The following is a 25,781-nucleotide window of genomic DNA, read 5'->3' on the forward strand; positions in this document are numbered from 1 at the left end:
TTGACCGGCAAAGGTGAAAGGTCGGAGGGTTAATACCAGGCGTCGGGCAGACTCTCTTTGCGCTTGGCAACGAATGCCTCCAGCTCTTCTCTCAACGCCACATCTATCGGGGGCGCTTCATAGTCTTTCAGCATCTGGGTCCAGCGTTCATAAGCGCGGGTGCGCATGTCCTTGGCACCTTCATCCTCCCAGCTTTCGACATTTTCGCTGTGGCTGAGTGCCGGTTCGTAAAACGCGTTCTGATAGTGACGCATAGTATGGCCGCAGCCCAGGAAATGGCCGCCGGGACCGACTTCTTCATAGGCATCGCGGGCCAGAGCTTCGTTTGATGTGTCCAGCCCAAGATCCAGAACCTTTTGGTACGACCCAAGCCGATCCGCATCCATGATCAGCTTTTCGAACCCTGTACACAGACCACCTTCCAGCCAACCCGCTGAATGAAGAACGAAATTTGCCCCGGCCAGCATGGTTGAATGCATCGAATCCGCGCTTTCATAAGCAGCTTGCGCATCCTCGATCTTTGAGGCTGTCAACGATCCACCGCAACGGAGAGGCAGACCCACGCGGCGGGCCAGTTGTCCGATTGCGTAGTTTGAAATCACCGGTTCGGGCATGCCAAAAGTCGGCGCGCCGGATTTCAGCGACATAGAGGACAGGAAGTTCCCCAAAACAAAAGGCGAGCCCGGACGGAGAAGCTGAACATAGGCACAGACCATCATCGCCTCAGCCATCGCCTGCGCAACTGAGGCCGCGGTCGAAACCGGCCCCATCGCCCCGGACAAGATAAACGGCACCACAATCATGCCCTGTCCCCGGCTGCTGTAGACGCGGGCAGCTTCGGTCACCACCCGATCCACCAACAACGGCGAGTTGGTGTTCACGTTGCCCATAATGACACAGTTTTCCGCCATCACGTCCGCACCGAAAACAATCTCGGCCATATCGACGCTGTCCTGTGCGCGGCTCATCTCGGTGATGGCGCCAAGATGTGGTTTGTCGCTGAGCGTCATATGGGCCAGCAACATATCCAGATGCCGTTTGCTGACCGGAACATCACAGGGTTCGCAGGTCACAAAGCCGCCGTGATGCAGGTTCGGGTGCATATAGGTCAGTCTGACAAGGTCCTCAAAGGATTTCAAATCGCCATAGCGCCGCCCACCTTTCAGGTCGCGCACGAAAGGTGCGCCATATATCGGGGCGAAAACCTGATTTCGACCACCAATGACAACGGACCGATCCCGATTGCGCGCCAACTGGGTAAACTCACGGGGAGCCTTGGCACAGAGGGCGCGGATCCAATCTGCAGGGGCCCGTACGATATCACCGTCAACCCGGGCCCCTTCCCGTTTCCAAAGCACAAGTGCTTCGGGATCGTCGCGAAAGGCAATGCCCACGTCCTGCAAAATCCAATCCACCTGCTGTTCCAGACGGACGGCCTGTTCCTCATCCAGCAGATCGTAAAACGGGGCCTGACGCTGAATATAGGGCGAAGTGGGCACCGCCGCGCGCGTGTCCTGCCGATTTCTGGATGTCCGAGCGCGCCGTGCCATTGAAACCCTCATCGCCATGTTTCTTTAAAAAACCATAGTGCTCAATCGCACCTCTGTGACGGTTGAAAATTTTTATGTTTAGCATAATCTGAAGTTATGCAAAAACCCTGGTCCCTTCTGTCCTCACCTCGCCATCTGGTCGTCTTCGAAGCTGCTGCGCGTACGGGATCTTTCACCAAGGCGGCCGAGGAGTTGAATGTGCAGCAACCCGCCGTCAGTGCCTCGATCAAGCAATTGGAAACCTCACTTGGCGTCGTTTTGTTTCGGCGCAGCCATCGCAGGATCACTTTGACCAATGCAGGAAACCGTCTGTTTTCAGATGTCACCCGCGCGTTTGAACTGTTGTCGCATTCCGCAGCTTCGATCCGACAATTTGCCAGCAATGATCACGTGACACTCAGCGCCTCCTCGGCATTCAACAACTACTGGCTTATGCCTCGTATCGCGTCGTTTCAGCAAAACCACCCCGATATTGAGTTGCGCCTGCAATCCAGCGATCGCGAGCCGGACCTGAACGTGGAAACCATCAGCCTTGCCGTGCGGTTGGGCGATGGCAATTGGCCCGATTGCGACGCACATTTGATATCAGATGAGATGATCTATCCCGTCGCCGCTCCCCGCGTCATGGCCGCCGCCGTCACGCTCAAGAATGTGCCAGGCCTGCTGAATCAACGGCTCATTCACCTAGAGGAGCCAATCCGTGAACGCCCCACTTGGGAACAGTGGTTTCGCACCTTTGGCATCACCGAGGTCACTCCTCGCACAGGTCTGCGGCTGAACGATTATGCGTTGGTTTTGCAGGCCGCGATGGCTGGCGAGGGCTTTGCCTTTGGCTGGCATCATGTTGTGGCTCCGCTGGTGCGGCAGGGCATGCTGGCGGCGCGTCCTGAATGGGCCTGGAAAACGGGCAAAGGGTTTTATCTGGTGTGGTCCAAAACCCGTCCCCTGACACCAAAGGCCGAGATTGTGCGTGATTGGATCCTGTCTTCCCGGCAAGGCGGATAACAAGGCGAGGCGGGCATTAGCGCCGGTCCGCGCCCAACATTGCGCGGCTGGCTGCCACTTCAGTTCTGACACCGCGACGGAACATCACAAACGTCACCATGGCCACCAACACAAGCAGGGGAAGAACCATCAGCTGAGTTGCGTTCTGCCCCAGATAGACCGGCTTATCCAATTCCAGGCCGAACAGGTTTTGATGCAAGTTGACGTTGTAAAAGTCATGATCGTCAACGTAATCAGCCGCCTCGCGCCAGGCGTCTTCATCTCCCGGCTTTAGTGTGGTTTTCTTGGTTTTCAGGACCCACTCATAGCGCAAGGACGCCTCAGCTTCGTTCCACTCGCCCTTGGTTTCAAAATCGACAAAGCGGTTTTCAAAGCTGTGACCGACCGGTTGGTTCAGGGGTGCCGGCACGTTGCGCATGACCACTGTGTGTACAGCGTGGATCGGATTATTAACCTGCGATTGCCCTGCCAACACCGCGTCATCATCAAGCTCGTAAAGCTGATCCGAAACCGCATAGCCAAAGTGGCTCAGGTCCTCCCACAGGCCGTCTTCTTCGAACCCGTCGCGCGGCAGGGAATATCGCTGCACCAGCCGAATGACGTTGGCGTCAAGATCGTCCTCAACAACCATCGCATCGGGATGCGTGGCACCGGGAAGGCGATCCGCATACCAATCTTCGTAATTCTTGTGCCGCTGTTCCTCATCCTGGCGATCGAAAAGCCACCGTCTGTAATCTGCGTTCACACCGCGCCAGGTTTCGGTGACATCCAGAATGGCCGCCACCGGACCTTCATCCAACAAAGTGTATTCTTGCAGAACTTCGGACGTGGGCTCATCCGGCAGATGCCGCACAATCTCGACCAGTTCGGTGCTGTCAGCCGACAGCGGCAGCCCCCAGGTGAAACCGGTCAGCGAAATGGCCCGACCGACCCCGCCCTGCAACAGGTCGGTTGGGTCAACGAACCAGTCACCCTGTACATCGCGAATGCGAACGATCGCATGATCAAAAACAAAGGGTGACGGCAACATGCGTGGCAAGGCAGGTCCGATTTCATGATCCACGATGACCGCATCGGCCTGAATACCCAGATGCGCCAGCATCGAAATCAGCAACAGCGCCTTATCCTTGCAATCCCCATAAGCTGTGGACCAGACCGTATTCGGCGTACGGGGTATCCAACCGCCTTCCCCGATGGAAACACTGAAATACCGCACACGGTCCTGAACCAGCCGCAGGGCCTGAGTCGCGCGCCATTCGGGGTCGTTCGATTGCTCCGCGATCTCCTCAAGTATTGCGATCAGATCATCGGGCAAAAGATCGGGACGAGGTCGGTAATCTGTCGCAAAGCGCTGTGCGATCTGTCCCCAATCGAGAAACGTGGACAGCTGCATCCCGTCATTCGAGACATCCCAGGCCTCTGCCGCATGCAGGTTTCCGTCGTCTTCCTCAATCCCGTCAAAAGCCCACGACAAGACCGTGCGCCCATTGGCTTCGCGGCGGCTGATCGAGAAGTCTTCGGTATGATTTAGACCAAAACGGGTCGACGCGGGCAAGTCGATGCTTATCCGCCTCTCCGTCCAACTGCTGACTCTGGGCTTGTCTGCCCAATAGTGGAACTGGTCAGGAAAAACCGGTGTTGTCGCCTTTTTCGACCAGATGATCTCAATTCCATCCCCCACGCGCAGATCGGCGATCTGGCCGAAATATTCAATATCACCCTGCATCACGCCGGATTTAAGTTCACGCTCCAGACTCAACTCTCGGAACGGCAAGTCGAGTTGGTCAAATGTCTTTCCGCCCCGATGTATCCGCAGCCGATGCAATGTGGTGCGTTCGAAAATCGGATCCATCGTCAGGCGAACCTCACCGAAATCCTCAAGACTGGACCGGTCGTGAACAACAAAAAATCCCTGTCTGACGATTTCATACCCGGCCTCTTCGACCCGCATTTTCTCGTCAAACAGGGGTTGGCTCACGGGTCTGTCTGCTGCCAAAGCGGCCTGTCGATCCTGTGGTGAAACCTCTTCGTACCATGCAGGCAGGGTTGGATTTCGCAGCATCTCGGCTGCGGCGGGTTTGGATTGAAGCCAGCCGATGAATCCCAAGATCGTCACGAAAATAATCAACCAGACCACGCCGCTGATCAGGAACGACCACCACCGTTTCTTTTTTCCCTGTTTCGGTACCGTGGCATGTCTGGCACCATCCCATGGGCCCAATCCCCGCGATGTGCGGTGGGCAGCCAACAGATTTGTCGCCGAAGGGATTTCAGGGACAACAAGAACCTGGTCGTCGGTCAGCTCAACAACAGTCAGGTAATTTTCGCTGTGTATCGCGCGCACCATGTTCCAGCCGATGCGCAAAACCCTACCTTCCCGCCAGATCTCCAACCCTGACGTGTCGCAGGTCACGGCGATCGGCCCCCACGCGATGCCGCGCACAAGCCCGTAACGAGCAAAGTGAAGATGCCGCAGACGGGGCAGATGCCTTCGAAAAAATGACGCATGCGCCATCAGTGCGGTGACCAACAACACGACGCACAGCTGATTGAACAGCGGAAAACCTGCCTGCACGGTTTCACCCGAAACAAGAGACCACAGGCCAAGCGCAGCAAACCCGGTGAGGATTAGGAAAGTCAAATAGTTGAAAACAGAATCCAACCTATTGGGGCATTTGGTTCCTGTTTTACTTGCGACCCCTTCAAGCGCCTCAAACGCGTCGCGGGCCGAGGTATTCTGCACCAACGCCGCATCCGGTGCGTCTTGTAGCGCAAAACCGCCTTTGCCCGAACGGCTTTCCTGTTTGAGTTTGCGCAGCAGGTGTTGGGCGTCTTGCTCGGTCGGCAAGGGGATAAAAAGCAACCTCATGTCGGGGCTGCGCCACATCACGAACCGCCCATTGCGTTCAAGTTTAGAGATATGCGCAAAATGCCAAGATTCGGTGAAATCCTCCTCTTGCGCGGTGACGTGATCTTGCTCAATCGAATAAGTCACCGCCTCGGGCACACGCTCAGTTGGGGTAAGAATAACAGGTGCGCGACCCGTCCAGATCGCCCAGAAACTGCCTGCTTTCAACGCGCTCGACCGCGCAAAGAACAGACATAGCAGCCCGACGAACAACGCGATCCAAGGTTGTTCACCGGCCGCCGAAAAGCCCAGATTCGAATGCCATGAAACAAAGAAAGTGCCCACGGATTCAGCAAGGAAAATGGCAGCCCAGACACTCAAGGCCAGGGCAAAAGGCAGGTTCAGTGCAAACTGCTTGCGCGCCTCCAATTGGCGCAGCTCGGCCCGAACGGCGCCATTCAATTCGGTTTCAACGTTAAAAATGGGGGTTTTGACTGGTGCTGCCGAAATATCAGGAAAAAGAGCGTTCACAATGAGAGAACCCCGAAAAACCAATACTCGCCAATAGATTGCACCATAGTGGCAGAATTATGGATTCCGTAACATCCAATTCGCGCCCTGTTCAGGCACCCGCATTCCAGCGCGCGGCGGTGGGGTCGTTCAAACGCAGGGAATCAACGGCCCGCGCAGCAATCTGATCGATCACGTCACTCAAATTTTGCGGCTTGAGGTAAAAAGCGGGCACGGGCGGCATGATCACGGCCCCCATTTCCGTTGCAGAGGTCATATTGCGCAGATGCGCCAGCGTCAGCGGCGCTTCGCGGGTCAGCAAGATCAAAGGACGGCGTTCCTTAAGCTGCACGCTGGCTGCTCGGGTCAGCAGGTTGTCGTCCAGACCCAACGAAATCGCTGCAAGCGTGCGCATCGAACAAGGCGCTACAATCATGCCCGCAACCGGGACCGAACCGGAAGCGATACTTGCCCCCACATCGCCGGTCGCATGGTGCCGGGTCGCCAGATTGCACAGATCGTCCAACGCATCCGCGCCGCATTCCTGCGCCAACGTAAGATTGGCCGCCGGGCTGACGACCAGATCAATCTCAACTCCCAACCCCGACAAATTGCCCGCCACAGCAAGGCTTAGCGCTGCGCCCGATGCACCGGACACCCCCAATATGACACGGGCAGCGCTCATTGGCTCAGCCCCGGCATGATCCGGCCCAACAGATCAGCAGCAAAGGCCGCATCGGCAACTGAGGTTCGCATGACCTCACCCCATTCGCGCGAGGTTTCCGAGCCGATCTTGTTGGTGGCATCGATGCCCATCTTGCCCGCCAATCCGGGTTGGGGCGAGGCAAAGTCGAGGTAGTCTATAGGAGTATTCTCCAGCAACATCACATCGCGCACAGGATCCATGCGGGTGGCCAGCGCCCAAGCGATGTCGTCCCAGTTCGACGGATCGATATCGTCATCCACGGCCACGATCATCTTGGTATAACTGAATTGCGGCAACATCCCCCAAAGCGCCATCATCACCCGCCGCGCCTGTCCGGGATAGCGTTTGTCGATACTGACAACCGCCATGCGATACGAACAAGCGGCAGGCGGCAGCCAGAGGTCACACACTTCGGGAATCTGCGCGCGGATGGTCGGCAATGACAGCCGGGCGAACACTTCGCCGATGATGGCAGGTTCATCCGGGGGGCGACCTGTATAAGTGGACAGGTAAACTGGTGCCTCACGATGTGTCACGGCAGAGACGTGCATTACAGGAAACGGCTCGGGCGGGTTGTAGTACCCAGTGTGGTCGCCAAACGGGCCTTCGGGGGCGGTATCGGTTGGGGAAACCCAGCCTTCCAACACAATCTCGGCGTCGGCTGGCACCAACAGTGGCACAGATTTGGCAGGTATCATCCGGGTTCGAGTGCCGTTCAAGGCACCTGCAAAACTCACCTCTGACACGGTTTCCGGCAGCGGCAGCGCCGCTGACAACAGCGTTGCAGGATCGGCACCCAAAACGATGGCCACAGGCATTTTTTCGCCACGCTGTACCCAGCTGCGATGATGCCCCGCCCCGCCGCGATGAGGCAGCCAGCGCATGATCAATCGGCTCTGGTCCAGAACCTGCACACGGTAGATACCAGCATTATAGCGGCTGACATCCCCGGCATCGCTGCCAAAAGGGCGGGTCACCACCACGGGCCACGTGATCAGTGGCCCGGCATCGCCCGGCCAATGGGTCTGTACCGGCAATGCAGACAGGTCGACATCTGTCCCGGTGTGGACAACATCCTGAACCGCCGCCGACCGAACGGTTTTTGGACGCGCTGCCAACGCCGCCTTCAGCATCGGCCAGCGTGACAGGGCATCGCGCAACCCATCCGGCGGCGCGGGGCTGCGCAGCGCCGCCAGAAAGGATCCCAATTCGTCTAGGCCATCTGGCGCAACGCCCAGCCCTGCGGCGACGCGCCGGGCGGTGCCGAACAGGTTGACTACGACGGGAATATCCAATCGGTCGCCCTGCGCCGTTATCGGGTGATCAAACAGCAGAACCGGCCCTTGTGCTTCCAAAACAGCGCGATGCACGGCCGTCATCTGGTGGCGCAAAGAGACGGGTTCGGACACCGCCTGGAATTGGCCGATGCTTTCGCTCCAACCAAGAAAATCACGAAGGGTGGGAAATTTCGGTAAGGTGCGAATGGGACAGCTCCGGTAATTTGCCCTTCCCCTAACAACGATTTTGTCGCGCAGAATTGACAACAGTCAATTCACGGGCACCTGCACCCGCCTACGACAGCAGGACCTGCTAAACCGCCGGAGGTCAGTTTGTCCGATCCTCACATAACAATACCGCACTGCCCCACCCCTCTGGCGGCGGCGCTGCGGCTGGTACCGCTTGCGCCCCTGTCCCTTTCGCTGACGGTTTTTGCGCGCAAAATTGCCCGCACCTCACCCGGCCTGTTTCAGCGCCTGGGCGAATACAGCAAGACTGATTTTGTACTCGACCCGGTCGACCTGCCGATTGTTCTGTGTCTCAATCCCAACGATGGTCGACCAAAGGTGACCCTGACTCGCAGTCGGGGGAACGGGGTGGCCAGGATCTCGGGTCCGCTTGCGGCCTTACTTGGCCTGGTTCACGGTGCCTTTGATGGCGATGCGCTGTTTTTCTCGCGCGATCTGGTGGTTGAGGGCGATACCGGCGCAGCCCTCGCCCTGCGCAATGCCGTGGACGATGCCGAACTGGACCTGGCGCAAGAAGCGGCCAAGTTTTCAGGGCCATTTGCGCGTCCGGTGCAAAAGCTGATTGCCCTGGCCGAGCGTCAAACTGGCCTCTGCTTGGCCCGACCCGAGGACGCAGTAATATGGTAATGGAAATAGTCTGCCCAGCAGGAACGCCCGCCGCCTTGCGGGCCGCCGTCAAGGCGGGGGCACATACGGTTTATTGCGGTTTCAACGATGAAACGAACGCCCGAAACTTTCCTGGCTTGAACTTCAATCGCAGCGAAATGCGCGATGCCGTGAGTTTTGCGCATCAACACGGCTCAAAAGTGCTGGTTGCCATCAATACTTTCCCCCGCGCAGGGGATGAGGCGATCTGGCATAGAGCCGTGGCAGATGCCGAAACCTGTGGCGCGGACGCAGTGATCCTGGCCGATCTTGGACTGCTGGACCACACCGCCTGCACCCACACCGGATTGCGTCGGCACCTGTCGGTACAGGCCGCCGCTGCCAATGCCGATGTGATCAATTTCTACGCCGACACGTTTGGCGTCAAACGTGTGGTCCTGCCACGCGTTCTGTCCGTGCCCGAGATTGCCGCCATCAATGCCGAAACCGAGGTTGAGACTGAGGTGTTCGTCTTCGGCGGCCTGTGCGTGATGGCCGAAGGGCGCTGTTCGCTCTCTTCCTATGCCACCGGGTTGTCACCAAACATGAACGGTGTCTGCTCACCCGCCAGCCATGTGGACTACTCCGAAGATCGGGGCGTCCTGGATGCGCGTCTGGGAGGTTATCTAATCCACCGTGTCGACAAAGGGGAACCGGCCCCCTACCCCACCCTGTGCAAGGGGTGTTTCACCGCAGGATCCCAAACCGGACATCTGTTCGAAGATCCGGTCAGCCTGAACGCCGAGCAGTTGATCCCGCAATTGCAAAAGGCAGGCGTTACGGCATTGAAGATCGAAGGGCGGCAACGGTCGAAATCCTATGTCACGCAGGTGGTGCGTAATTTCCGCGCGGCGGTGGATGCGCTTGAGGCCGGGCGCCCGATGCCCGAGGGCATGCTTGCCCGCCTGTCCGAGGGGCAGGCCATGACAACCGGCGCCTATAAGAAAACATGGAGATAACGCGATGGAACTGACAGTCGGGCCCAGCCAGTTCTTCTGGCCCGCCAATTTCTGGACCGGGTTTTATCATGACCTCACCCAATCTCCGGTCGATCGTGTGGTGATCGGAGAGCTGGTCTGTTCCAAACGCCTGCCCTTCTATCAGGATCGTATCCCCGAAACGATTTCCGCTTTGTTCGACGCTGGGAAACAGGTTTCACTCACCAGCCTTGCGCTGATCACGCTGAATCGCGAACGCAAGCTGACCGCCGAACTGGCCGAAATGGGTGTGACGGTCGAGGTCAATGATTTGACCGCCCTGGCCCATCTGCCCAAGGGCTGCGCGTTTACCGTAGGACCGCTGGTGAATGTCTACAATGAAGGCACGCTGAACTGGCTGGCGGACCGTGGCGCAATTCAAGTCTGTCTGCCGCCGGAATTGCCGCTGGCATCAGTTGAGGCATTGACGCGGGTAGCCGATGATTTGGGCATCGCGATCGAGGTCTGGGGCCACGGCCGGTTGCCACTGGCCATTTCCGGGCGCTGCTATCACGCGCGTCTGCACGGACGCACCAAGGACAACTGCCAATTCGCCTGCGAAGACGACCCAGACGGGCTCGAGGTTCTGACTGGTGACGGCAGGCCCTTCATGGCGATGAACGGGGTACAGACCTTATCCGACAGCTACGCCTGCACCGACCATCAGATTGAACAATTGCGTGCGGCCGGAGTGTCAGCCCTGCGCCTGTCCCCACAATCCAAGGGGTTTGCGCAACTTTGTGAATTGTACCGCCAGCGTCTGGATAAGACATTGCCCCAAGGTGGTGTTGCGCAGCAGATCACGGCGGATGACCCCAACCTGCGTCTAAGCGATGGGTTCCTGACCGGAGCATGCGGCGCGGACTGGTCAGGCGCTTCCTGACTCTGTGCAACGCGGATCTGTTGCAAAGTTTCTTACTGAACGAAGAGTTGGTACCGAACCCTCGGCTTATGCCGCCAATTCCGCAAAATGACGAAACGGACTGATTCCGGCCCAAACCTGCCGTTGGCCAAGAACCTTCATCGCCGCATTGCGGCCCGCCAAAGCCGTCATTCGCCGCGAGTGCAAACTCGGGGCCCTAGCGAACTCTCAGTATGCGGACATAGCTCCAATTCGCTGCCAAGTAGCAACCCGGCTGTACAACGTCAGAAGGTCGCAGAAGGCTGACTTTGCAAAATTCAACCTAAGACGCAATTTCGATTATGATCGAGCAGCCAGTATGCGGCGCTAAAACCCGCATTTTTGATAGTTTTCAGTGTAGGTTGCCATCATATTAGTGACCCTAGGCATGTCCCAGGGTCACCATAGGGTACACGAATATTATTCGGCTGGCATCGTTGATGTTTCTGGATCAATAGTTGATGCGATTCCGGCGGCTTCGCGGCGTCCATCGTTCCAGATCGCTTTGATCAACGCAATGCACATCAGTGCCATCACGATAGAGAAAGGCAATGCGCCGATTACCATAGCGGTTTGGATTGCTCCTGTTCCACCAGAGATTAGCAATCCGCCAACGACCAATGCCAGCGCCGCGCCCCAGAACATGATGTGCGGGCGAGCCTTGGGCCCTTCGTCACCAGCAGCGTTGATCGTGTTCACGATCAGAACTGCTGAGTCTGCGGATGTTACCAGGAACGTCATCAATAGGATCACGATCACTACTGCCATTGCCCACGCAAGGAACTCCGCTACTGGTGCGAGCATGTACGTAGTCATGGCAAAGATCTTGTCACCATTGGCTGCGTCCAGGATCGCGCCATTGGCGCCGCCATTTAATTCAAGGTCGATGGCGGTGCCACCGGCCCACGCAAACCAGACAAAGCACATCAGAGACGGTACGATCATTGCTCCCAGCACAAATTCACGGATGGTCCGACCGCGCGAGATTCGCGCCAGGAACAATCCAACGAAGGGGGCGAATGCGATCCACCAAGCCCAGTAGAACACCGGCCACCAGCCTTGCCATTGTGCCAGCAGGAAGGCCTCGGAACCCTCAACGCCATCTGATGCGTAAACATTGAAGCTGAGCCAGGGCAAAGCGACCAGGTAGTCCCAGATGCCGACAAAGAAAGCTCTAGCGCCGAAGAATGTCGCTCCGAACAGGATGAAGAAACCCAGCAGAAAGATCGACAATGCCATGTTGATGTTCGACAGCCACTTAATGCCTTTACCCACACCGGACAGAGCCGACAGCGTGGAGGCCCCCATAATGACCAGCAAGGCGACGATGATGCCCAACGTTGTGGCTGACCCGTCCGCATTAGCCAATCCACCAATGCCGATACGTGTCAAACCTGCCACGAATTGCTCGACACCAAAGCCAAGTGTCTGTGCGACACCGAGGATCGTCGCAACAACCGCGACGATATCAATCAAGTGCCCAAGGTTGCCCGACAGTGCTTTGCCAAAAAGCGGAGTCAAGGATGAGCGGATCGTCAGCGGAAGCCCGCGGCGATAGCTGAAGAATGCCAATGCCAAACCGGCAATCGCGTAGCACGCCCAGGCGCCCAATCCCCAATGCAGGTAGGACCACACGTAGGCGGTGCGCACATTGTCCGCATCCAGAGCTGTAGTGACCCCCTGAATAACCGAAGGGTTGTTCTTGAAGTGGGCCACGGGTTCTGCAACTGCCCAGGTCAACATCCCGACCCCGATACCTGCGCCGAACATCATCGAAAACCAGGAGAAATTCGAGAACTCCGGCTTTTCGCCTTCGACACCCAGGTTCAGACGTCCCGCGGTTGGCCAAATGGCCAAACCAATACAGACGATAACAAACCCGGTTACGACCCAGATGTACCAAGCTGCAAACTGAGCCAGAATGGCTGCATTCCAATCGCCAAGGATCCTGCCGGCCTGGGTCGGCCAAACGATGCACCAGACGACCAGCAAACTAATGATAATCTTACTGATCACCGTGACGTTTACACTGAACCCCCGATAAAAACCGTTGTCAGCGGTCTTAATCGGAAGTTCTGATAGAGGTGGCTTTATCGCCATAATCAACTTCTCCCTGTTTTTGATATTCTGGTGGGACTGTCTGCTAGTTTTGGCCCGACCGCCCATATTGCCGGGAAACCAATGAGCCCAACGATGCACACAAGTTGCCTCGTCGATCTCACTGGATCCGGGGAGTTAAAACTCGCTGAAATTCTTAGCTTCTTAGAGCCAGCGTACGCATGTGAATTTCGTTAATCGGATGGCTGTCCGCACCTGTGGCCGCGGTATTGTTTGGTTATCATCGGCTCCCGTGTTTCACTCACAAGGCTGCACTCGCGCCCATTGGCATAGTTTTTGGTATAAATTTTCCATCTTTTGCAGTAGCTGAGTAATTATGGATGACATTAATAGAGTTAATACCAATCTAAGCCGGAACCTTGTGGCGCTTTATGCGTTCGAGATGGTCGCAAAACATGGAAACTTTACAAGTGCCGGAGACGCTCTCGGGCTGACCCAGTCCTCGATCTCGCAACGGATAAAAGGTTTGGAGGTTGATCTGGGTGTTGTCCTTTTCAAAAGAGAACACCGGGGCGTCTCACTGACATACGAAGGTTTGAGGCTTTTGAATGTGGTCAGACCCGCAATGACGCAGATGAATTATGCGGTAAACTCTTTGCTGGAACGCAAAACTAAACCCAGTGTTCGAATCTCTGCCGATTTTGCGTTCTCAACATTCTGGTTGCTGCCTCGTCTTGGTTACCTCCGAGAGGAAATCGGGGATGAAATTGAATTTCAGATTCTGGCTTCAAATGTGCCGCCCAGTCTGGATGATACCGATTGCGACATTCGTATCCACGTTGCACCCAAAGACCAGATCAAACCTGACGAAATACTACTCTTGGAAGAGGTTGTCGCCGCTGTTTGCAGTCCTCAGCTATTAGAGAAAATTGGACCAATCCAAAGCCCCGCAGACTTGCTGGATGTTCAACTTTTGAGTCTTTCAAAACCTGCAACCGCGGCGTGGCAAACCTGGCATGGATGGTTTGAGAGCTTAGGCGTAACGGGCGAAAGAAAGAAAAATTACATTAGCTTCAACAACTACGACATGGTCACCCAGGCTGCTTTGTCAGGTGAAGGCGTCGCGTTAGGCTGGATTGGGTTGATTGATGGTCTGCTCAGCAAGGGTTCCCTTGTGGCCGTTACGGACGATCTCGTTTTTAGCGATGCCGGTTATGTGATGTCGCGGAGCCATACCAGCTCGGGCCGAGGTCCCAGACTTGTGTTCGATTGGATCGCGGATCAAGTTCTCGCTACATCTTCGAAATAGGACGTCGTCGGATTGTTTAGTCAACCCTGCCGTTAAGTCAGGTCAATTCGAAAAATAATGCAATACAGCAACGCCTCGAACCGGCATGGAAAACTCTTTTTTTTCGCGCTTTACAGAATTGCAAAGTCTGGTCGCGAATATCGGTTACGGGCTGGGGCAGTCATTTACCTGGAGTGCGGAGGTGGGCGGTTCTGAACCCTAGGTGAAGCCAACTATCCCTCTGCGGTTTCAATCTTCCACGCCTCTAGTAGCCTCGGAAGTAAAACATCCCAATCCATTACACCTGTCCGTTTGGTCCAGTTGTTATATTGACCAATCAAGTCTGCCTCCAATTCGGCGTTGCTCCCCCTCAAATCAGTCAACTCCGTACGATCCGCTTCGATGTCATAGAGTTCCCAATCTTGCCCATGCTGCCTGACAATTTTGAACTGACCCAGCCGCACCGCCGAATTTCCTTCATGTTCAAAAAAGATAGGCTCTTCTCGCGCCCAGTCCTTGCCACGTAACAGGTCCATCAATGACTGCCCTTGCATAGGCTGAATTTCGTGACCACCAACCTCACTTTGGTACTGACAACCCGTTGCGTCCAAGATAGTCGGCAAAATATCGACGACATGACAGGCAGCGTGCGCGTTTTTCTCAGAGGCAAACCCCTTGGGCCAATGCGCGATGAGCGGCGTCGATATCCCGCCTTCATGGACATAGTGCTTGAACAAACGAAATGGCGCATTCGAGACATTTGCCCACGGTTTGTCGTAACTCTGATATGTCTGAGCACCGCCCGGCATCACATCGGGGCGGTTTCCCATTTCAATGCGGCGGCCGTCATTTGTGGTATCCGGAAAGAATTTTGCCCACCCATCTTCCGCCATGAATTCAGCGCAGCCGCCATTGTCGGACAGGAACAAAATCAAGGTGTCTTCAAACTGCCCCAAACGCTTTAGCGAAGCGATGAGCCTGCCGATAGATTGATCCATCCGGTCTACCATCGCAGCATAGGTGGCCATTTTTCGAGCCTCCCAATCGGTGTTCTGTTCGGCCTCCCAAGGGTGAACAGCAACATCACGCGGAGATATTTCCCAGTTCCTCTGAAACAGGTTCATGCTGTTCATGGTTTCGTGTCGTGCGGTACGGATTGTGTCCCAACCACCTGAATACATCCCGTCATAGCGAGCGATGTCTTCGGGATGGGCATGCAGAGGCCAATGCGGCGCAGTATGCGCGAGATAAAGGAAATAAGGCTGGTCGTCGGGCGTTTCCTCGATCATTTCAATCGCTTTGTCCGTGATCGCATCTGTGAAATAGAAGTCATCAGGAAATGTCATGACACGGCTGTCATCTTCGAGCATGTAGTGCGGCGAGAAGAAGTGGGTGACGCCATCGACGATCCCATAGAAGCGATCAAAACCGCGCTGTCTCGGCGTCGGATGCTCAACATCTCCAACCCGCCAACTGTCAACTTCGCGTGCCATGAAATCTCCGGCGACATGCCATTTGCCGGACATCAAGGTCCGATAGCCACCTGCACGTAGGTGCTCAGCTATGGTGGCGCTGTCATTACGCAAAAACCCCTGATATGCGGGCGTACCCAGGTCGGCCCCCATGTGGCCCACGCCGGCGTTGTGCGGGTATAACCCTGTCAAAAGAGACGCCCGCGTAGGACAACAGCGGGCGCAATTATACATTGCCGTAAGCAACACACCTTCAGTTGCAAGGCCATCGATATTTGGAGTGCGTATTTCCGATCCGGTGGCACCCAAATCTGCAAAACCCAGATCATCGGCCAAGATCAGTATCACATTCGGTCGTTTTCTTGTCGGCATTCGGAGGCTCCATTGCTGCACTTATGAGCTTACCGCACTATCGACGTTGATCTTGTCCCCAAGCGACACAACAATAGAGGGGCAGAACCAAGGTTCTTTGATCATCTTGTCTAAGCGACTAATTTGAGAACATGGCCTCTGTAGCACGACTAACCGAATGGATGATTACCGAAGGACGCCGCTCAGGCGACCCGGTGAAAGTAGTTTCCCATTTCTGCTCGTCATTAATTGAGGAAGGTGTTCCGCTCTGGCGGGTCAATATTGGTCAGCGTTTCGCCAATCCTTTACTCATCGCATGGGGGGTCGTTTGGACCCCTGACGGAACCGACAGCTACGACGTAACTCACGAAACTATGTTGACAGAAGGGTATGTTGGCAGCTCGTTTGAGTACATTCTGGAGCACAGAAAGCCGCTGCACAAAAGTCTGCGACAACTGGATCCAAAGACTGAGCATTCATCGTATCTTGAATTCGCTGAGTTAGGTGGCACAGATTACTATGCCACTCTGATGTATTATGGCGATGAATCTCTGCACGGCTGCACGTTTGTCACGCAGGAACCAGACGGCTTTTCACCACGACATCTGGAATTGATTGAGGCCGCACTGCCTGCTCTGTCTTGCGCTTTGGAACCTGTTACGATGCGCAAGTCAGCTAAGGGTCTACTACGAACATATCTTGGCGATGGGCCCTCCGATGCCGTGTGGAACGGGCGGATCAAGCGAGGTGAACGAACGACCCTTGATGCGGTCGTCATGTTTTCTGATTTACGAGGTTTCACGGCACTTTCAGAAGCTGCACCCGAGGCAGATGTCTTTGACGCGCTGAGCGGCTACTTTGATCTGGTTGTTCAGTCTGTGGAAGATCACGGTGGCGATGTTCTCAAGTTTATGGGTGACGGAATTCTCTCGATCTTCACCATCACAACTCAGGCCGATCACGCCGACAGATGCCGAAAGGCTGCGCAAGCTGCACAAAGTGTATTGGCCGGTTTGACGGCACTCAACCGTCGCCGCGTTGAGGCCAAAAAGCCGCCTTTGGACGTTGGGATCGGGATCAATGTTGGACAAGTCAGCTATGGCAACATCGGCAGTCCCGGAAGACTTGATTTTACGGTTCTCGGCGGCGCAGTGAACGTTGCCAGTCGAATTGAGGGGTTAACTAAATCTATTCGCCGTAGAGTGCTGGCGACAACTGCGATTGCCGACGCCTCTTCTGATCTGTTTTCCCCTTGTGGGTTTCACGAAGTTCGTGGCCTTGCTCGCCCAATCGAATTGTTTTCTCTCGTCGAAGGAGAGCTTTGAGTCAGTGTCACATATTTTGTTTGGCTGCATCGCAAAAAAGCAGAAACCGGGTATTGGACGCCAAGTGCCAAACGGCTGGTTTGTCACGCGTTTCGGGATTTGCAAAGCCCGACGATGAGGGTCCGGTTTGGGTTGGTTCCTGACATCGGAGTCGGCGCGGCATCCTGTGGTATGAGGTCTGTGTCAACGTCGGGTTGTCGTTTTGGGAGAGCATGGCGGATCGGAGGATCAGTCAGGGAAATCCAATCTTACCTGCCATTCGCGCACTTCGACCAGCCTGGAACAAGGGCCGCATCATCGGTCAGAAGCGACCACTGAAACCTAAGCAAGTCTGGGCAATCCGGGTGCGGCTTGAATTGGCAGAAAACCATCGTGATCTAGCTCTGTTCAATTTGGCAATCGACAGCAAACTTCGCGGGTGCGGCTTTTGAAGATGAACGTTGTGGATGTGATGGCGTCTGGCCAGATCAAGGAACGCGCGTCAGTGCTGCAGAGCAAGTCGCAGAAGCCAGTCCGGTTTGAGATATTGGAAGGCACCCGCACATCCGTCGAGAAATGGATGGAAGACGAATTAATGGTCGGATCAGAGTATCTTTGGTCAGACCGTTTTCATGAGCGCCTTCACATATCGACACGCCAGTATGCACAGATCGTTCGGGACTGGGTCACGTCGATCGGACTGGAAGCCAGCGCATATGGCACGTATTCGAAGCGGCGCACGAAAATCACTCAGATCTACAAGAAGACTGGCAACCTTCGCGCCGCATTGAGCCTTGCCGAAGTCTACCAACGCAAGGGCGAGGATGTTCTTGCCTATCGTACATTAGCACCGGTCTACGAACGGTTCACCGAAGGCTTCGATACTCCGGACTTAAAGAGCGCAAGGGTAATGCTAGAAGGGTTCCGCTAAGGGCTGAAGATCGGCTCGACAAGATGATTGGCGTTCCAATTGCTAATCACGACGACGGCCGAAAGCAGTCATTAGCGGCTACAGGCCACGCCGCAATGCAGCTTCTCCGAAGCAGTAATTCTCCGCGCAAGCAATATGAGCTTTTAGAGAAAAGTCGGCAATGACAACACAGTCGATACCGCTTCAACTAAACCAACTTTGACTATGTACCAATAGAGCCTCCTACCTCTGGCGCATCTTCCTCAAGGTAACGCGGCCCGGGGCCGTTAGCACTGATTTTGTCATCTGAATTGACGAGCTTGCACGTATCCATCGACAAGCAGCCGCAGCCAATACAGCCTACCATTCCGTCTCTCAATCGCTGCAACCGTGCGATACGATCATCAAGATCTTCGGTCCACCGGGTTGAGAGCTTTTCCTAGTGTTTGACCGTCACTTTCTCCTCGGGCGGCAGAAAATCCATTGCTTCGGCAATTTCCCGAAGCGGTATGCCCGCCCGTTGCGCCACCTGGATAATGGCAATCTTTCGCAAAACAGTCGGAGAATAACGGCGGTGGTTAGCATCGTTGCGCACCGAAGCGATCAGCCCCCTACGCTCATAGAAATGCACCGCAGACACGGCGATCCCGCTTCGTTCCGCCACATCTCCAACCGTCAGACCACCTCTTCGCTTCATCTTGCAACCTTTGCGTTCAACCTATTGACCTCAACTTAAGTTGAGGAAGTAGCAACGCAAGAGTGGGCCCGAATCAAAGGGCGAAAAGACACGGAGTTTGAAATGTCGAAACAGAAGCCAGCCTACCTTGTGGCCAGTTCATTCATGCCGGAAGGCCACGGGGTGCTTGACCCCTACGGTCAGGCCACGCACCCTATTATGGAAAAGTGGGGCGGAGAGTTGATCGTCGCAGGCGAGACCGGACAGTTTATGGATCACTTTGAAGGTGAATGGAAAGATGATGCCAGATTTACCTTGTTTCGCTTCCCCTCGATGGAAGCGCTGCAAGGCTTTTGGCATTCGGAAGAGTATCAGGCCGTCAAGCACCTCAGAACGGATGTGATCCCCCCGAATTTTACATTTGCGGTTGAAGGTTTCGACGCCGAAGAGTGGGCCGAGCAGAATCCCGATCACGCTTACATACAAAAAGACTGAAAACGATTTTGAGCGTGGAGCGAACCATGACGACAGCGGTAGACCACAAAACAGAGGCCGGGTGGCAGGAAATTCTGAGGGGAGAGTTCTCAGCAGCGTCTGCCGTCCTTGCGGCTGGCATAGCGTTGCACGCGGTGAACATTACCCTCTCTGCCACGATGCTGCCTTCCATCGTGGCAGAGATTGGCGGACACAGTCTTTATGCCTGGAATGCGACGCTCGCTACGCTTGCGGCGATCCTCAGTGCGGCTGTCACTGGCAATCTGTTGAGGCGCACGGGTGTCCGTCTTGGATTTGGGTTGTCCGGACTTGTCTTTGCAACTGGCAGCCTGCTGGCTGCACTGGCGTGGACCATGCCGGTTTTGCTGGTGGGGCGGGTCATTCAGGGCGCAGGTGGCGGGATGTTGTTCACGCTCTGCTATTCGATGATCATCGTCGTTTATCCCGAACGTCTTTGGTCCAGGGCCATGGCATTACTGTCCGGGACATGGGGCATCACGATGCTGTTCGGCCCGGCCGTCGGAGGTATCTTTGCTGAGCTTGGAATGTGGCGTATGGGATTTGGAATCATGCTACCGATTACGGGCTTGTTTGTTGCGTTGACCCTGACATTGCTTCCCCGCCGCAAGCAGGATCACAGACCGACTGAGCCCATTGCCTTTGTGCAACTGGCGTTACTTACAGGGTCGGTTTTGACGGTTTCTCTCGGCAGTATCGCTCCATCAATCACTTGGGCGGTTGCGGCAGTGCTTGCGTCTGTCTTGCTACTGCTGACTTTGATGCGCCGCGAACAGATCAAGTCGGTGCGACTGTTTCCTCGCGGTGCCACCATCCCTGGAACACCTTTGTTTCTGGCCATATCGGTCATGGCGCTTTTGATCTTTTGTATCAATGCCGAGTTTTTCATGCCCTTTTACCTGCAGAGACTGCATGGGCTTAGCCCGTTAATGGCAGGCTACGTGGCGGCGTTGGTTTCCATCGGCTGGGCAGTATCCGAGATCTACTCCGCACGCTTCACCGGTCGAAAGATGCACCAGGCAGTCCTTGCCGGACCAATCCTGATGATAATTGCCTGTATGGCGCTCGGCGCAGCAACGCCGATGTTCGGGATGGCAGGATCGGCTATGACGTTGCTGTTATCAGTCGCCTTGATTGTTCTGGGCGTCGGCATTGGCTCTGGTTGGCCACACCTCAACACATTCATCCTGCAGTTCACGGATGAGAACGAGCGGGATATTGCTGCCTCTGCCCTGTCTACGGTTCAGATGTTTGCTGTCGCGTTTGGCACCGCCGCGGCTGGTCTGGTCGGTAACTTCACCGGGTTCAAAGACGCTGAGAACCTGACGACCATAGCCAATTCTGCGGTGTGGCTGTTCGTGACTTTCGGGTTAGTCGCCGGTGTTGCAATTCTTGCCAGCCGCGCCCTGATAGCCGGGCAAAAGGAGTAACAGGATGGAACAACTATTCCCGGACCTGTGGCAAACACCGCTTGAACTGCGCTTTGGAACATTGAGGTCCCACGCCTACCTTCTTCAGCATTCTGAAGGGCGAGATATGATCTATATTGCCGAGGAACCGTCGACGTTGCATGCCATCAAGACATCCGGAAATGTCGATCACCTGTTCCTCAGCCATAATCATGAGATCACTGACGGGCTGCCCGAGGCGAGATCTACGCTCGGCGCGCCATTGGTTGGACATGCGGAGATGCAGAAGTACTTTCCGAAAGGTCTAAAGCTAGACCAATGCATTGAAACGGATGGCCGCACCAAAATCAGTGGCGGGTTGGAGGCGATTTACACGCCGGGGCACACGGATAACAACATCTGCTACAGATACGCTTCGCCGTACGGTAATACATACCTCTTTGTCGGCGACACGTTGTACCCGGATAGCGGCGAGTGGAAGGCGCTGGTCATGGAAAACCACGGGGGGAACAAGAAGACGTTGATCAAGACGCTCGAAAGGCTAAAAACCGTTCAGTCGGACGTGATCATTCCCAGCGTCGCCGTGGGAAGGTACCAGATAGCCGAACTGACCGAGAGCAACTGGCGTGCTGCGTTGGACTCAGCCATCTCGTCTTTGCAGTGATGAGAAAACAGGCAGCACTGTTTGTTTCGAAACTGTTATACGTGCCGATATCGGAGGGAGTCTACAGGCCGCGTGCCGCCAACGATTGGGATTGAAGTATCCACAGGATCTGACCTCAGTCGCTCTTTTCAACCAGAAAGTCGATCATGGCACGGGTTTTGGCGGGCAGGTTGTTGCGGCTGGCATAGATCACGTTGACGCCGATCGATGGTGCGCGGAAATCGGGTAGAATCGCCACCAATGTCCCGGCATCCAATTCGGCCCGACAGGAAAGCTCTGGCAGACGGGTAATCCCGCGCCCGGCAAGCGCAAGTGCCTTTTCGGTTTGGGCGTCGTTACATCGAACGCGCGGCGCGATTGGCACCGTGATCACTTCTCCGCCGGGCCCCGGATAGGTCCAGCTTTGTACGATTCCGTGAAACGAGAAATCAATCAGATCATGTCCTTTTAGATCATTGGGATGATGCGGTGTGCCTTTACGTTTCAGATAAGCGGGGGAAGCCACTGTAAGACCCTGTGTGCGAAAAATCTCGCGGGCAATCAAGTCGGACGGTGGCAAATCTCCGATGCGCACCAGTAAGTCTATTCCTTCGCCGATCAAGTCAGCGCGGCGCTCGGATACATCAATGTTCAGATCAACTTCGGGGTTCCGTTGGAGGAATTCGGGCAGCCACTCATTCAGCCACCCGTGCGCAAACACTACAGGCACGCTCATCCGCAATTCTCCAAATGGCCGGTCGCCAAGTGAATGCAATCGGTCCTGCACTGCACGGGTGTCATCCACAATCCGGCGGGCGTTTTCGTAGTATATTCGCCCGGATTCCGTCAGGCTGATCCGGCGCGTTGTCCGGTTCAAGAGCCGGGCGCCAAGCCGTACTTCAAGCCTCGAGATCTCTTTGCTGACATGGCTCGGTGTGTGGCCCAGCAGTTTTGCAGCTGCACTCATACCTTCCTGCTCCACCACTGTGCAGAACAGAACCATGCCGTCGAAAAGATCCTTTTTATAATCCATTAGGAATAGATGTCGTTCCAGATGAGTTATTAAAGTTCATTTCAAGCATAGTTACCTTTCTTGCAAGAAAAGGAAAGGTCAAACCATGTTGGACATCAAAAACTTCGATCACATCGGCATCCGTATCAGCAACCGCGATGCATCCGTCGCCTTCTATGGGTTGCTTGGATTCGAATTGATCGCAGACGGTGGCTATGACAAAGGTCATCCGCTGGTGATGCTGCACCCGTCCGGGATCAACATCAACTTGCTCGGCCCGGCAACGGCAAAGGCGGGCGAAAACGTTCTGATGGACGAGGTCGATAAATACCCTGGCATCACCCACCTGGCCGTCAAGGTGAAGGACGCCGAAGCAACCGAAGCCTTTGTTTCCGAAAACGGCATCCCCATCACGGGCCGTCGAGAATTTCGCGGTACCAAAACCATCTTCATTCGCGACCCGGATCGCAATGTTCTGGAGCTTGTCGGCCCCGGTCCCTCCGTCGCGCAGCTCATCGCCGAGCATGCACGCGGCTAATACCAATCACTCAAGGAGACACTCTCATGATCATTTTCCTAAAACCGTTCGCTGCGGCACTGAGCTTGGCCATCGCCACCACAGCACTGCCTGTGCTGGCGGAAACCCCGATGATCAAAACAGTGGATGGTGTCGCGACATACCCAGAAGGCTATCAGGGCACACCGATCCGGGCCGCCGACGAAGACCCGTTTCTGTCACCAACCAACTCGGCGCTGATCCTGATCGACTACCAGCCGCCGATTTTGGCTGGGGTCAAGAATATCGATCATGAAGCACTGATCAACAACACCACGGGTCTGATCAAGACCGCCGTGATCTATGACATCCCGATCATTTTCAGCCATGTCGCCGTGGGCCTGAACGGTTATGATCCAATGATCGAGGAACTGCGTGAGTTGGCCCCGAACGCAGTCTTTATCGACCGGACAAATGTCAACGCCTGGGAGGAACCTGAATTTGTTGCTGCGGTCGAAGCAACCGGTCGGAACAAGCTGATTATGGGTGGTCTCTGGACAGACGTCTGTCTGGCCTATCCCGCGATTGAGGCCGAACTTGCCGGATATGATGTCTATGTACCGGAAGATACGGTAGGCTCAATCAGTCAGCTCAGCCATGAGAATGGTATGCGCCGCATGATCGAGGCCGGCGTCGAACCGATCACATGGAACGTGGTTCCGGCAGAGCTGCAGCGCGACCACGCGCGTGCAGACAAGCTGCAGGCCGTTACCCGCGTGTTCATGGAACATCTGTTCAAAGTCGACCCGAATTCGACGTGGTAAACTCAACATCTGTTAGGGGCTTCGGCCCTTCTTAGCGAAATCTCCTTGAAGCTACGGTTGCCCCAACACACGTGTGCAAATTCGCGAAAGCGAGCGCCGATGGCATTGAGGGGTTTTATAGGTAGAGTCCCCTGTTGTTAAATTCAGTGTCTGAAGAACTTACCCTTTCAATCAGTAAGCCAAAATTTGAAACGGCCCCAAGCGGAACTTGGCTGTCCGCACGAATGCTGCAGTGCGGCTTCCGCTTAGCAGACTTTCATGAGCTCTAAGTCAACACGCAAAACTCGAATCACTGACGCATCAGCAGGGAACTCAGAATAAAATCTTCAGTACACCCAATGACCCTGGTCATTGGTATTTCTGACAGCACACTGCGGTATGCGCTGCCTTCCAGAACCTCTATCACCAGCTGTGACGCCTGAAGCGGATCAGGAACAGCGCGCAAATCACCGTCTGTTATTCCTCGTCTCACAACCGTCTCCAGCGCGTCAGTCAAGCTGGAGCGGTTCTCGACAAACAGCTGCGCAATGTCCGGCTGGCGAACGGCTTCACTCGAAATTTCCAACGTGAGAATAACGTTTTCCGGCGCAGCCAGATATTTGGCGTAGGCCCTGATGAACTTTTTCAACACTTTTGGTGCGGTCGTATTTGAATTCAGGATTTTCAGAAACGGCTCCATTTCGCGGCGTTCAAGCATTGCGATTTCCACAAGCACATCATGTTTGCCGCGAAAGTGGTTGTATAGGTTTCCAAGGCTGACGCCCGCCCGCGCGGCGATGTCGCGGACACCGGTCTGATGATAGCCGCGCTCAAGGAAACACATAACTGCGGCCTCCAAAATCTGGTTTCGCCGCTTGGCTGTTGCCTTTTCCCGGATTGAACCCGGTTTTTTTGTGTCTTTGGTCATTTTTCACATTTAGTATTGAACGAACGATCGTTCATAGTATATGAGATTCTACCTCATACTACAAGGCGCATTGGATTCGACGGAACGGGAAAAACAGGACGATGACGGACAAAATCTTGGAAAATCGGCAAAAGCCAGCCCGACGATGGCTCTGGATTGGCCTCTCATTGGCGCTTTTTGTCGTAATCGTCATGCTGTTGTTTGACACCGACGATACTATTGATGTTCAGGCAACGAACACCTCACCGCCGCCGCCGACCGTCTCTGTCGTCAGCGTTGCCCCGGAAAACGTGCAGGCGCGCGTTTCGGCCTTTGCCGAAGTGCGCCCTCGATGGGATGCGGAGCTGCGATCTGCGGTGTCCGGGCGCATCACCGCAGTGCATGCCGCCGCTTTGACCGGTGCTAAGGTGGAGCGGGGCGATCATTTGTTTTCAATCGAAAAGGCCCCTTATCAAAGTGCCGTTGCTGCAGCTGAGATGGAGCTTGAGCAAGCGGAGCTGGAATTGCTGCGTGCTCAAAACAACGTCACCGTGGCGCAGCGACAGTTTGAACGGGACGAAAAAGAACCGCCAAATGAATTGGCCGTGAACCTGCCGCAATTGCGCATTGCCGAAAAAACCGTCGCGGCGGCGCAGGCACGCCTGAACGCGGCGCGAAATGAGCTGAAAGATGCGGAAGTTACCGCCCCGTTTTCGGGCTTTGTCACCCATCGCTTTGCCAGCCTTGGCCAGACGGTCAACCCGGGCGACGCCCTGATACACCTTTCGGACGACAGACAATTTGAACTGGTTGCCGAACTAAGTCAGGCGGATTGGGCGCTTTTGGATCACCCGATCTCTGGCGCCACGGCTGATCTGACACAGCGCTCGGGCGGAGCCTTGGGGAAAGCTCAAGTGCGACGTGGAGGCGGGTTTCTGGATCAAAACACCCGGCAGGTGCGCGTCTTTTTGGACGTCACAAATCCCGATGAAGGCATACTCGCCGGAGATTTCTTGCAGGTCGATATTCCCGGTCGCCGGATTGCAGACACCGTGACCCTGCCGGAAAGCGCCCTGACCCGTGCGGGGTACATTTGGTTGGTGGACGATGAAGAGCATTTGCAAAGGCTCAGCCCCAACATTCTGTTCCGCAGCGAAGGTACAGTTACTATCGTAGCCCCCGATGGGACTGGCCCGTGGCGCGTGGCCAGAACACCACTGGCTTCGTTTCTGCCGGGTCAGCAGGTGACACCGCAGTCAGATGAGGGCTGA

The 25,781-nt window shown here is 55.4% G+C and carries 21 protein-coding genes and 2 pseudogenes; 13 read left to right on the forward strand and 10 right to left on the reverse strand.

Annotated elements, in window-relative coordinates; translation table 11 throughout:
* Nucleotides 1-29 precede the first annotated feature (29 nt).
* Nucleotides 30-1,550: a trimethylamine methyltransferase family protein gene (locus AB1A64_RS15030; protein WP_366552150.1), complete on the reverse strand. Its 1,521-nt coding sequence runs from the start codon at nucleotides 1,548-1,550 to the stop codon at nucleotides 30-32.
* Between the two features lie 96 nt (nucleotides 1,551-1,646).
* Between AB1A64_RS15030 and AB1A64_RS15035 the strand changes: the two genes are divergently transcribed.
* On the forward strand, nucleotides 1,647-2,555 hold the full coding sequence (locus tag AB1A64_RS15035) for a LysR substrate-binding domain-containing protein (protein WP_366552151.1): 909 nt from the start codon (nucleotides 1,647-1,649) through the stop codon (nucleotides 2,553-2,555).
* A gap of 16 nt (nucleotides 2,556-2,571) precedes the next feature.
* On the opposite strand, the gene AB1A64_RS15040 is transcribed toward AB1A64_RS15035, so the two are convergent.
* The 3 genes from AB1A64_RS15040 to AB1A64_RS15050 all read right to left on the reverse strand — a co-directional run bounded on the left by AB1A64_RS15040 (nucleotide 2,572) and on the right by AB1A64_RS15050 (nucleotide 8,103).
* Nucleotides 2,572-5,865, reverse strand: a complete 3,294-nt coding sequence (locus AB1A64_RS15040; RefSeq protein WP_366552152.1) for a DUF3857 domain-containing protein — start codon at nucleotides 5,863-5,865, stop codon at nucleotides 2,572-2,574.
* 160 nt (nucleotides 5,866-6,025) lie between these two features.
* Complete coding sequence (locus tag AB1A64_RS15045; RefSeq protein WP_366552153.1) at nucleotides 6,026-6,598, reverse strand: UbiX family flavin prenyltransferase; 573 nt, start codon at nucleotides 6,596-6,598, stop codon at nucleotides 6,026-6,028.
* Entirely contained in the window at nucleotides 6,595-8,103 is a 1,509-nt protein-coding gene (locus AB1A64_RS15050) for a UbiD family decarboxylase (protein WP_366552300.1), read from the reverse strand. Before AB1A64_RS15050 ends, AB1A64_RS15045 begins: the two co-directional genes overlap by 4 nt.
* Before the next feature lie 126 nt (nucleotides 8,104-8,229).
* On the opposite strand from AB1A64_RS15050, the gene AB1A64_RS15055 reads away from it, so the two are divergent.
* Genes AB1A64_RS15055 through AB1A64_RS15065 form a run of 3 tightly spaced genes read left to right on the forward strand, consistent with a single transcriptional unit; the run spans nucleotide 8,230 to nucleotide 10,650 of the window.
* Complete coding sequence (locus AB1A64_RS15055; protein WP_366552154.1) at nucleotides 8,230-8,772, forward strand: SCP2 sterol-binding domain-containing protein; 543 nt, start codon at nucleotides 8,230-8,232, stop codon at nucleotides 8,770-8,772.
* On the forward strand, nucleotides 8,772-9,749 hold the full coding sequence (locus AB1A64_RS15060; protein ID WP_366552301.1) for a peptidase U32 family protein: 978 nt from the start codon (nucleotides 8,772-8,774) through the stop codon (nucleotides 9,747-9,749). Before AB1A64_RS15055 ends, AB1A64_RS15060 begins: the two co-directional genes overlap by 1 nt.
* Before the next feature lie 4 nt (nucleotides 9,750-9,753).
* Nucleotides 9,754-10,650: a U32 family peptidase gene (locus AB1A64_RS15065; RefSeq protein ID WP_366552155.1), complete on the forward strand. Its 897-nt coding sequence runs from the start codon at nucleotides 9,754-9,756 to the stop codon at nucleotides 10,648-10,650.
* A gap of 438 nt (nucleotides 10,651-11,088) precedes the next feature.
* On the opposite strand, the gene AB1A64_RS15070 is transcribed toward AB1A64_RS15065, so the two are convergent.
* Nucleotides 11,089-12,768: a BCCT family transporter gene (locus AB1A64_RS15070; protein ID WP_366552156.1), complete on the reverse strand. Its 1,680-nt coding sequence runs from the start codon at nucleotides 12,766-12,768 to the stop codon at nucleotides 11,089-11,091.
* A gap of 334 nt (nucleotides 12,769-13,102) precedes the next feature.
* Here AB1A64_RS15070 and AB1A64_RS15075 point away from each other — a divergent pair, with 334 nt between their 5' ends.
* Nucleotides 13,103-14,035: a LysR family transcriptional regulator gene (locus AB1A64_RS15075; protein ID WP_366552157.1), complete on the forward strand. Its 933-nt coding sequence runs from the start codon at nucleotides 13,103-13,105 to the stop codon at nucleotides 14,033-14,035.
* A 212-nt stretch (nucleotides 14,036-14,247) separates the two neighbouring features.
* Here AB1A64_RS15075 and AB1A64_RS15080 read toward each other — a convergent pair whose 3' ends face one another.
* Nucleotides 14,248-15,858, reverse strand: coding sequence for an arylsulfatase (locus AB1A64_RS15080; protein ID WP_366552158.1), 1,611 nt, complete (start codon nucleotides 15,856-15,858; stop codon nucleotides 14,248-14,250).
* Nucleotides 15,859-15,989: 131 nt separating this feature from the next.
* Between AB1A64_RS15080 and AB1A64_RS15085 the strand changes: the two genes are divergently transcribed.
* Together AB1A64_RS15085 and AB1A64_RS15090 are read left to right on the forward strand one after the other, a co-directional pair.
* Complete coding sequence (locus tag AB1A64_RS15085) at nucleotides 15,990-17,162, forward strand: adenylate/guanylate cyclase domain-containing protein (RefSeq protein ID WP_366552159.1); 1,173 nt, start codon at nucleotides 15,990-15,992, stop codon at nucleotides 17,160-17,162.
* Nucleotides 17,163-17,374: 212 nt separating this feature from the next.
* Nucleotides 17,375-18,072 (forward strand): annotated as a pseudogene (locus AB1A64_RS15090) (integrase).
* A gap of 418 nt (nucleotides 18,073-18,490) precedes the next feature.
* Here the strand turns inward: AB1A64_RS15090 and AB1A64_RS15095 are convergent.
* Complete coding sequence (locus tag AB1A64_RS15095) at nucleotides 18,491-18,748, reverse strand: MerR family DNA-binding transcriptional regulator (RefSeq protein WP_366552160.1); 258 nt, start codon at nucleotides 18,746-18,748, stop codon at nucleotides 18,491-18,493.
* Nucleotides 18,749-18,850: 102 nt separating this feature from the next.
* On the opposite strand from AB1A64_RS15095, the gene AB1A64_RS15100 reads away from it, so the two are divergent.
* The 3 genes from AB1A64_RS15100 to AB1A64_RS15110 are packed head-to-tail and all read left to right on the forward strand — an operon-like array spanning nucleotide 18,851 to nucleotide 21,313.
* Complete coding sequence (locus tag AB1A64_RS15100; RefSeq protein WP_366552161.1) at nucleotides 18,851-19,222, forward strand: DUF1330 domain-containing protein; 372 nt, start codon at nucleotides 18,851-18,853, stop codon at nucleotides 19,220-19,222.
* Nucleotides 19,223-19,248: 26 nt separating this feature from the next.
* Complete coding sequence (locus tag AB1A64_RS15105) at nucleotides 19,249-20,670, forward strand: MFS transporter (RefSeq protein WP_366552162.1); 1,422 nt, start codon at nucleotides 19,249-19,251, stop codon at nucleotides 20,668-20,670.
* A gap of 4 nt (nucleotides 20,671-20,674) precedes the next feature.
* On the forward strand, nucleotides 20,675-21,313 hold the full coding sequence (locus AB1A64_RS15110) for an MBL fold metallo-hydrolase (RefSeq protein ID WP_366552163.1): 639 nt from the start codon (nucleotides 20,675-20,677) through the stop codon (nucleotides 21,311-21,313).
* Nucleotides 21,314-21,428: 115 nt separating this feature from the next.
* Here AB1A64_RS15110 and AB1A64_RS15115 read toward each other — a convergent pair whose 3' ends face one another.
* The gene (locus AB1A64_RS15115; protein WP_366552164.1) at nucleotides 21,429-22,325 is read right to left on the reverse strand and encodes a LysR family transcriptional regulator; all 897 of its coding nucleotides are present in this window, start codon (nucleotides 22,323-22,325) and stop codon (nucleotides 21,429-21,431) included.
* Between the two features lie 85 nt (nucleotides 22,326-22,410).
* Here AB1A64_RS15115 and AB1A64_RS15120 point away from each other — a divergent pair, with 85 nt between their 5' ends.
* Both AB1A64_RS15120 and AB1A64_RS15125 read left to right on the forward strand, forming a co-directional pair.
* Nucleotides 22,411-22,842 (forward strand): VOC family protein, encoded by a 432-nt coding sequence (locus AB1A64_RS15120; RefSeq protein WP_366552165.1) that lies wholly within the window; start codon nucleotides 22,411-22,413, stop codon nucleotides 22,840-22,842.
* A 26-nt stretch (nucleotides 22,843-22,868) separates the two neighbouring features.
* On the forward strand, nucleotides 22,869-23,624 hold the full coding sequence (locus tag AB1A64_RS15125) for an isochorismatase family protein (RefSeq protein WP_366552166.1): 756 nt from the start codon (nucleotides 22,869-22,871) through the stop codon (nucleotides 23,622-23,624).
* 289 nt (nucleotides 23,625-23,913) lie between these two features.
* Here the strand turns inward: AB1A64_RS15125 and AB1A64_RS15130 are convergent, their stop codons facing one another.
* Nucleotides 23,914-24,321 (reverse strand): TetR/AcrR family transcriptional regulator C-terminal domain-containing protein, encoded by a 408-nt coding sequence (locus tag AB1A64_RS15130; RefSeq protein ID WP_366552302.1) that lies wholly within the window; start codon nucleotides 24,319-24,321, stop codon nucleotides 23,914-23,916.
* 15 nt (nucleotides 24,322-24,336) lie between these two features.
* A pseudogene (locus tag AB1A64_RS15135) lies at nucleotides 24,337-24,531 on the reverse strand (helix-turn-helix domain-containing protein); the annotation flags it as partial.
* Between the two features lie 101 nt (nucleotides 24,532-24,632).
* On the opposite strand from AB1A64_RS15135, the gene AB1A64_RS15140 reads away from it, so the two are divergent.
* Nucleotides 24,633-25,781 (forward strand): efflux RND transporter periplasmic adaptor subunit, encoded by a 1,149-nt coding sequence (locus AB1A64_RS15140; protein ID WP_366552167.1) that lies wholly within the window; start codon nucleotides 24,633-24,635, stop codon nucleotides 25,779-25,781.

This window comes from Ruegeria sp. ANG10 (assembly GCF_040705255.1).
Lineage (GTDB): Bacteria > Pseudomonadota > Alphaproteobacteria > Rhodobacterales > Rhodobacteraceae > Ruegeria.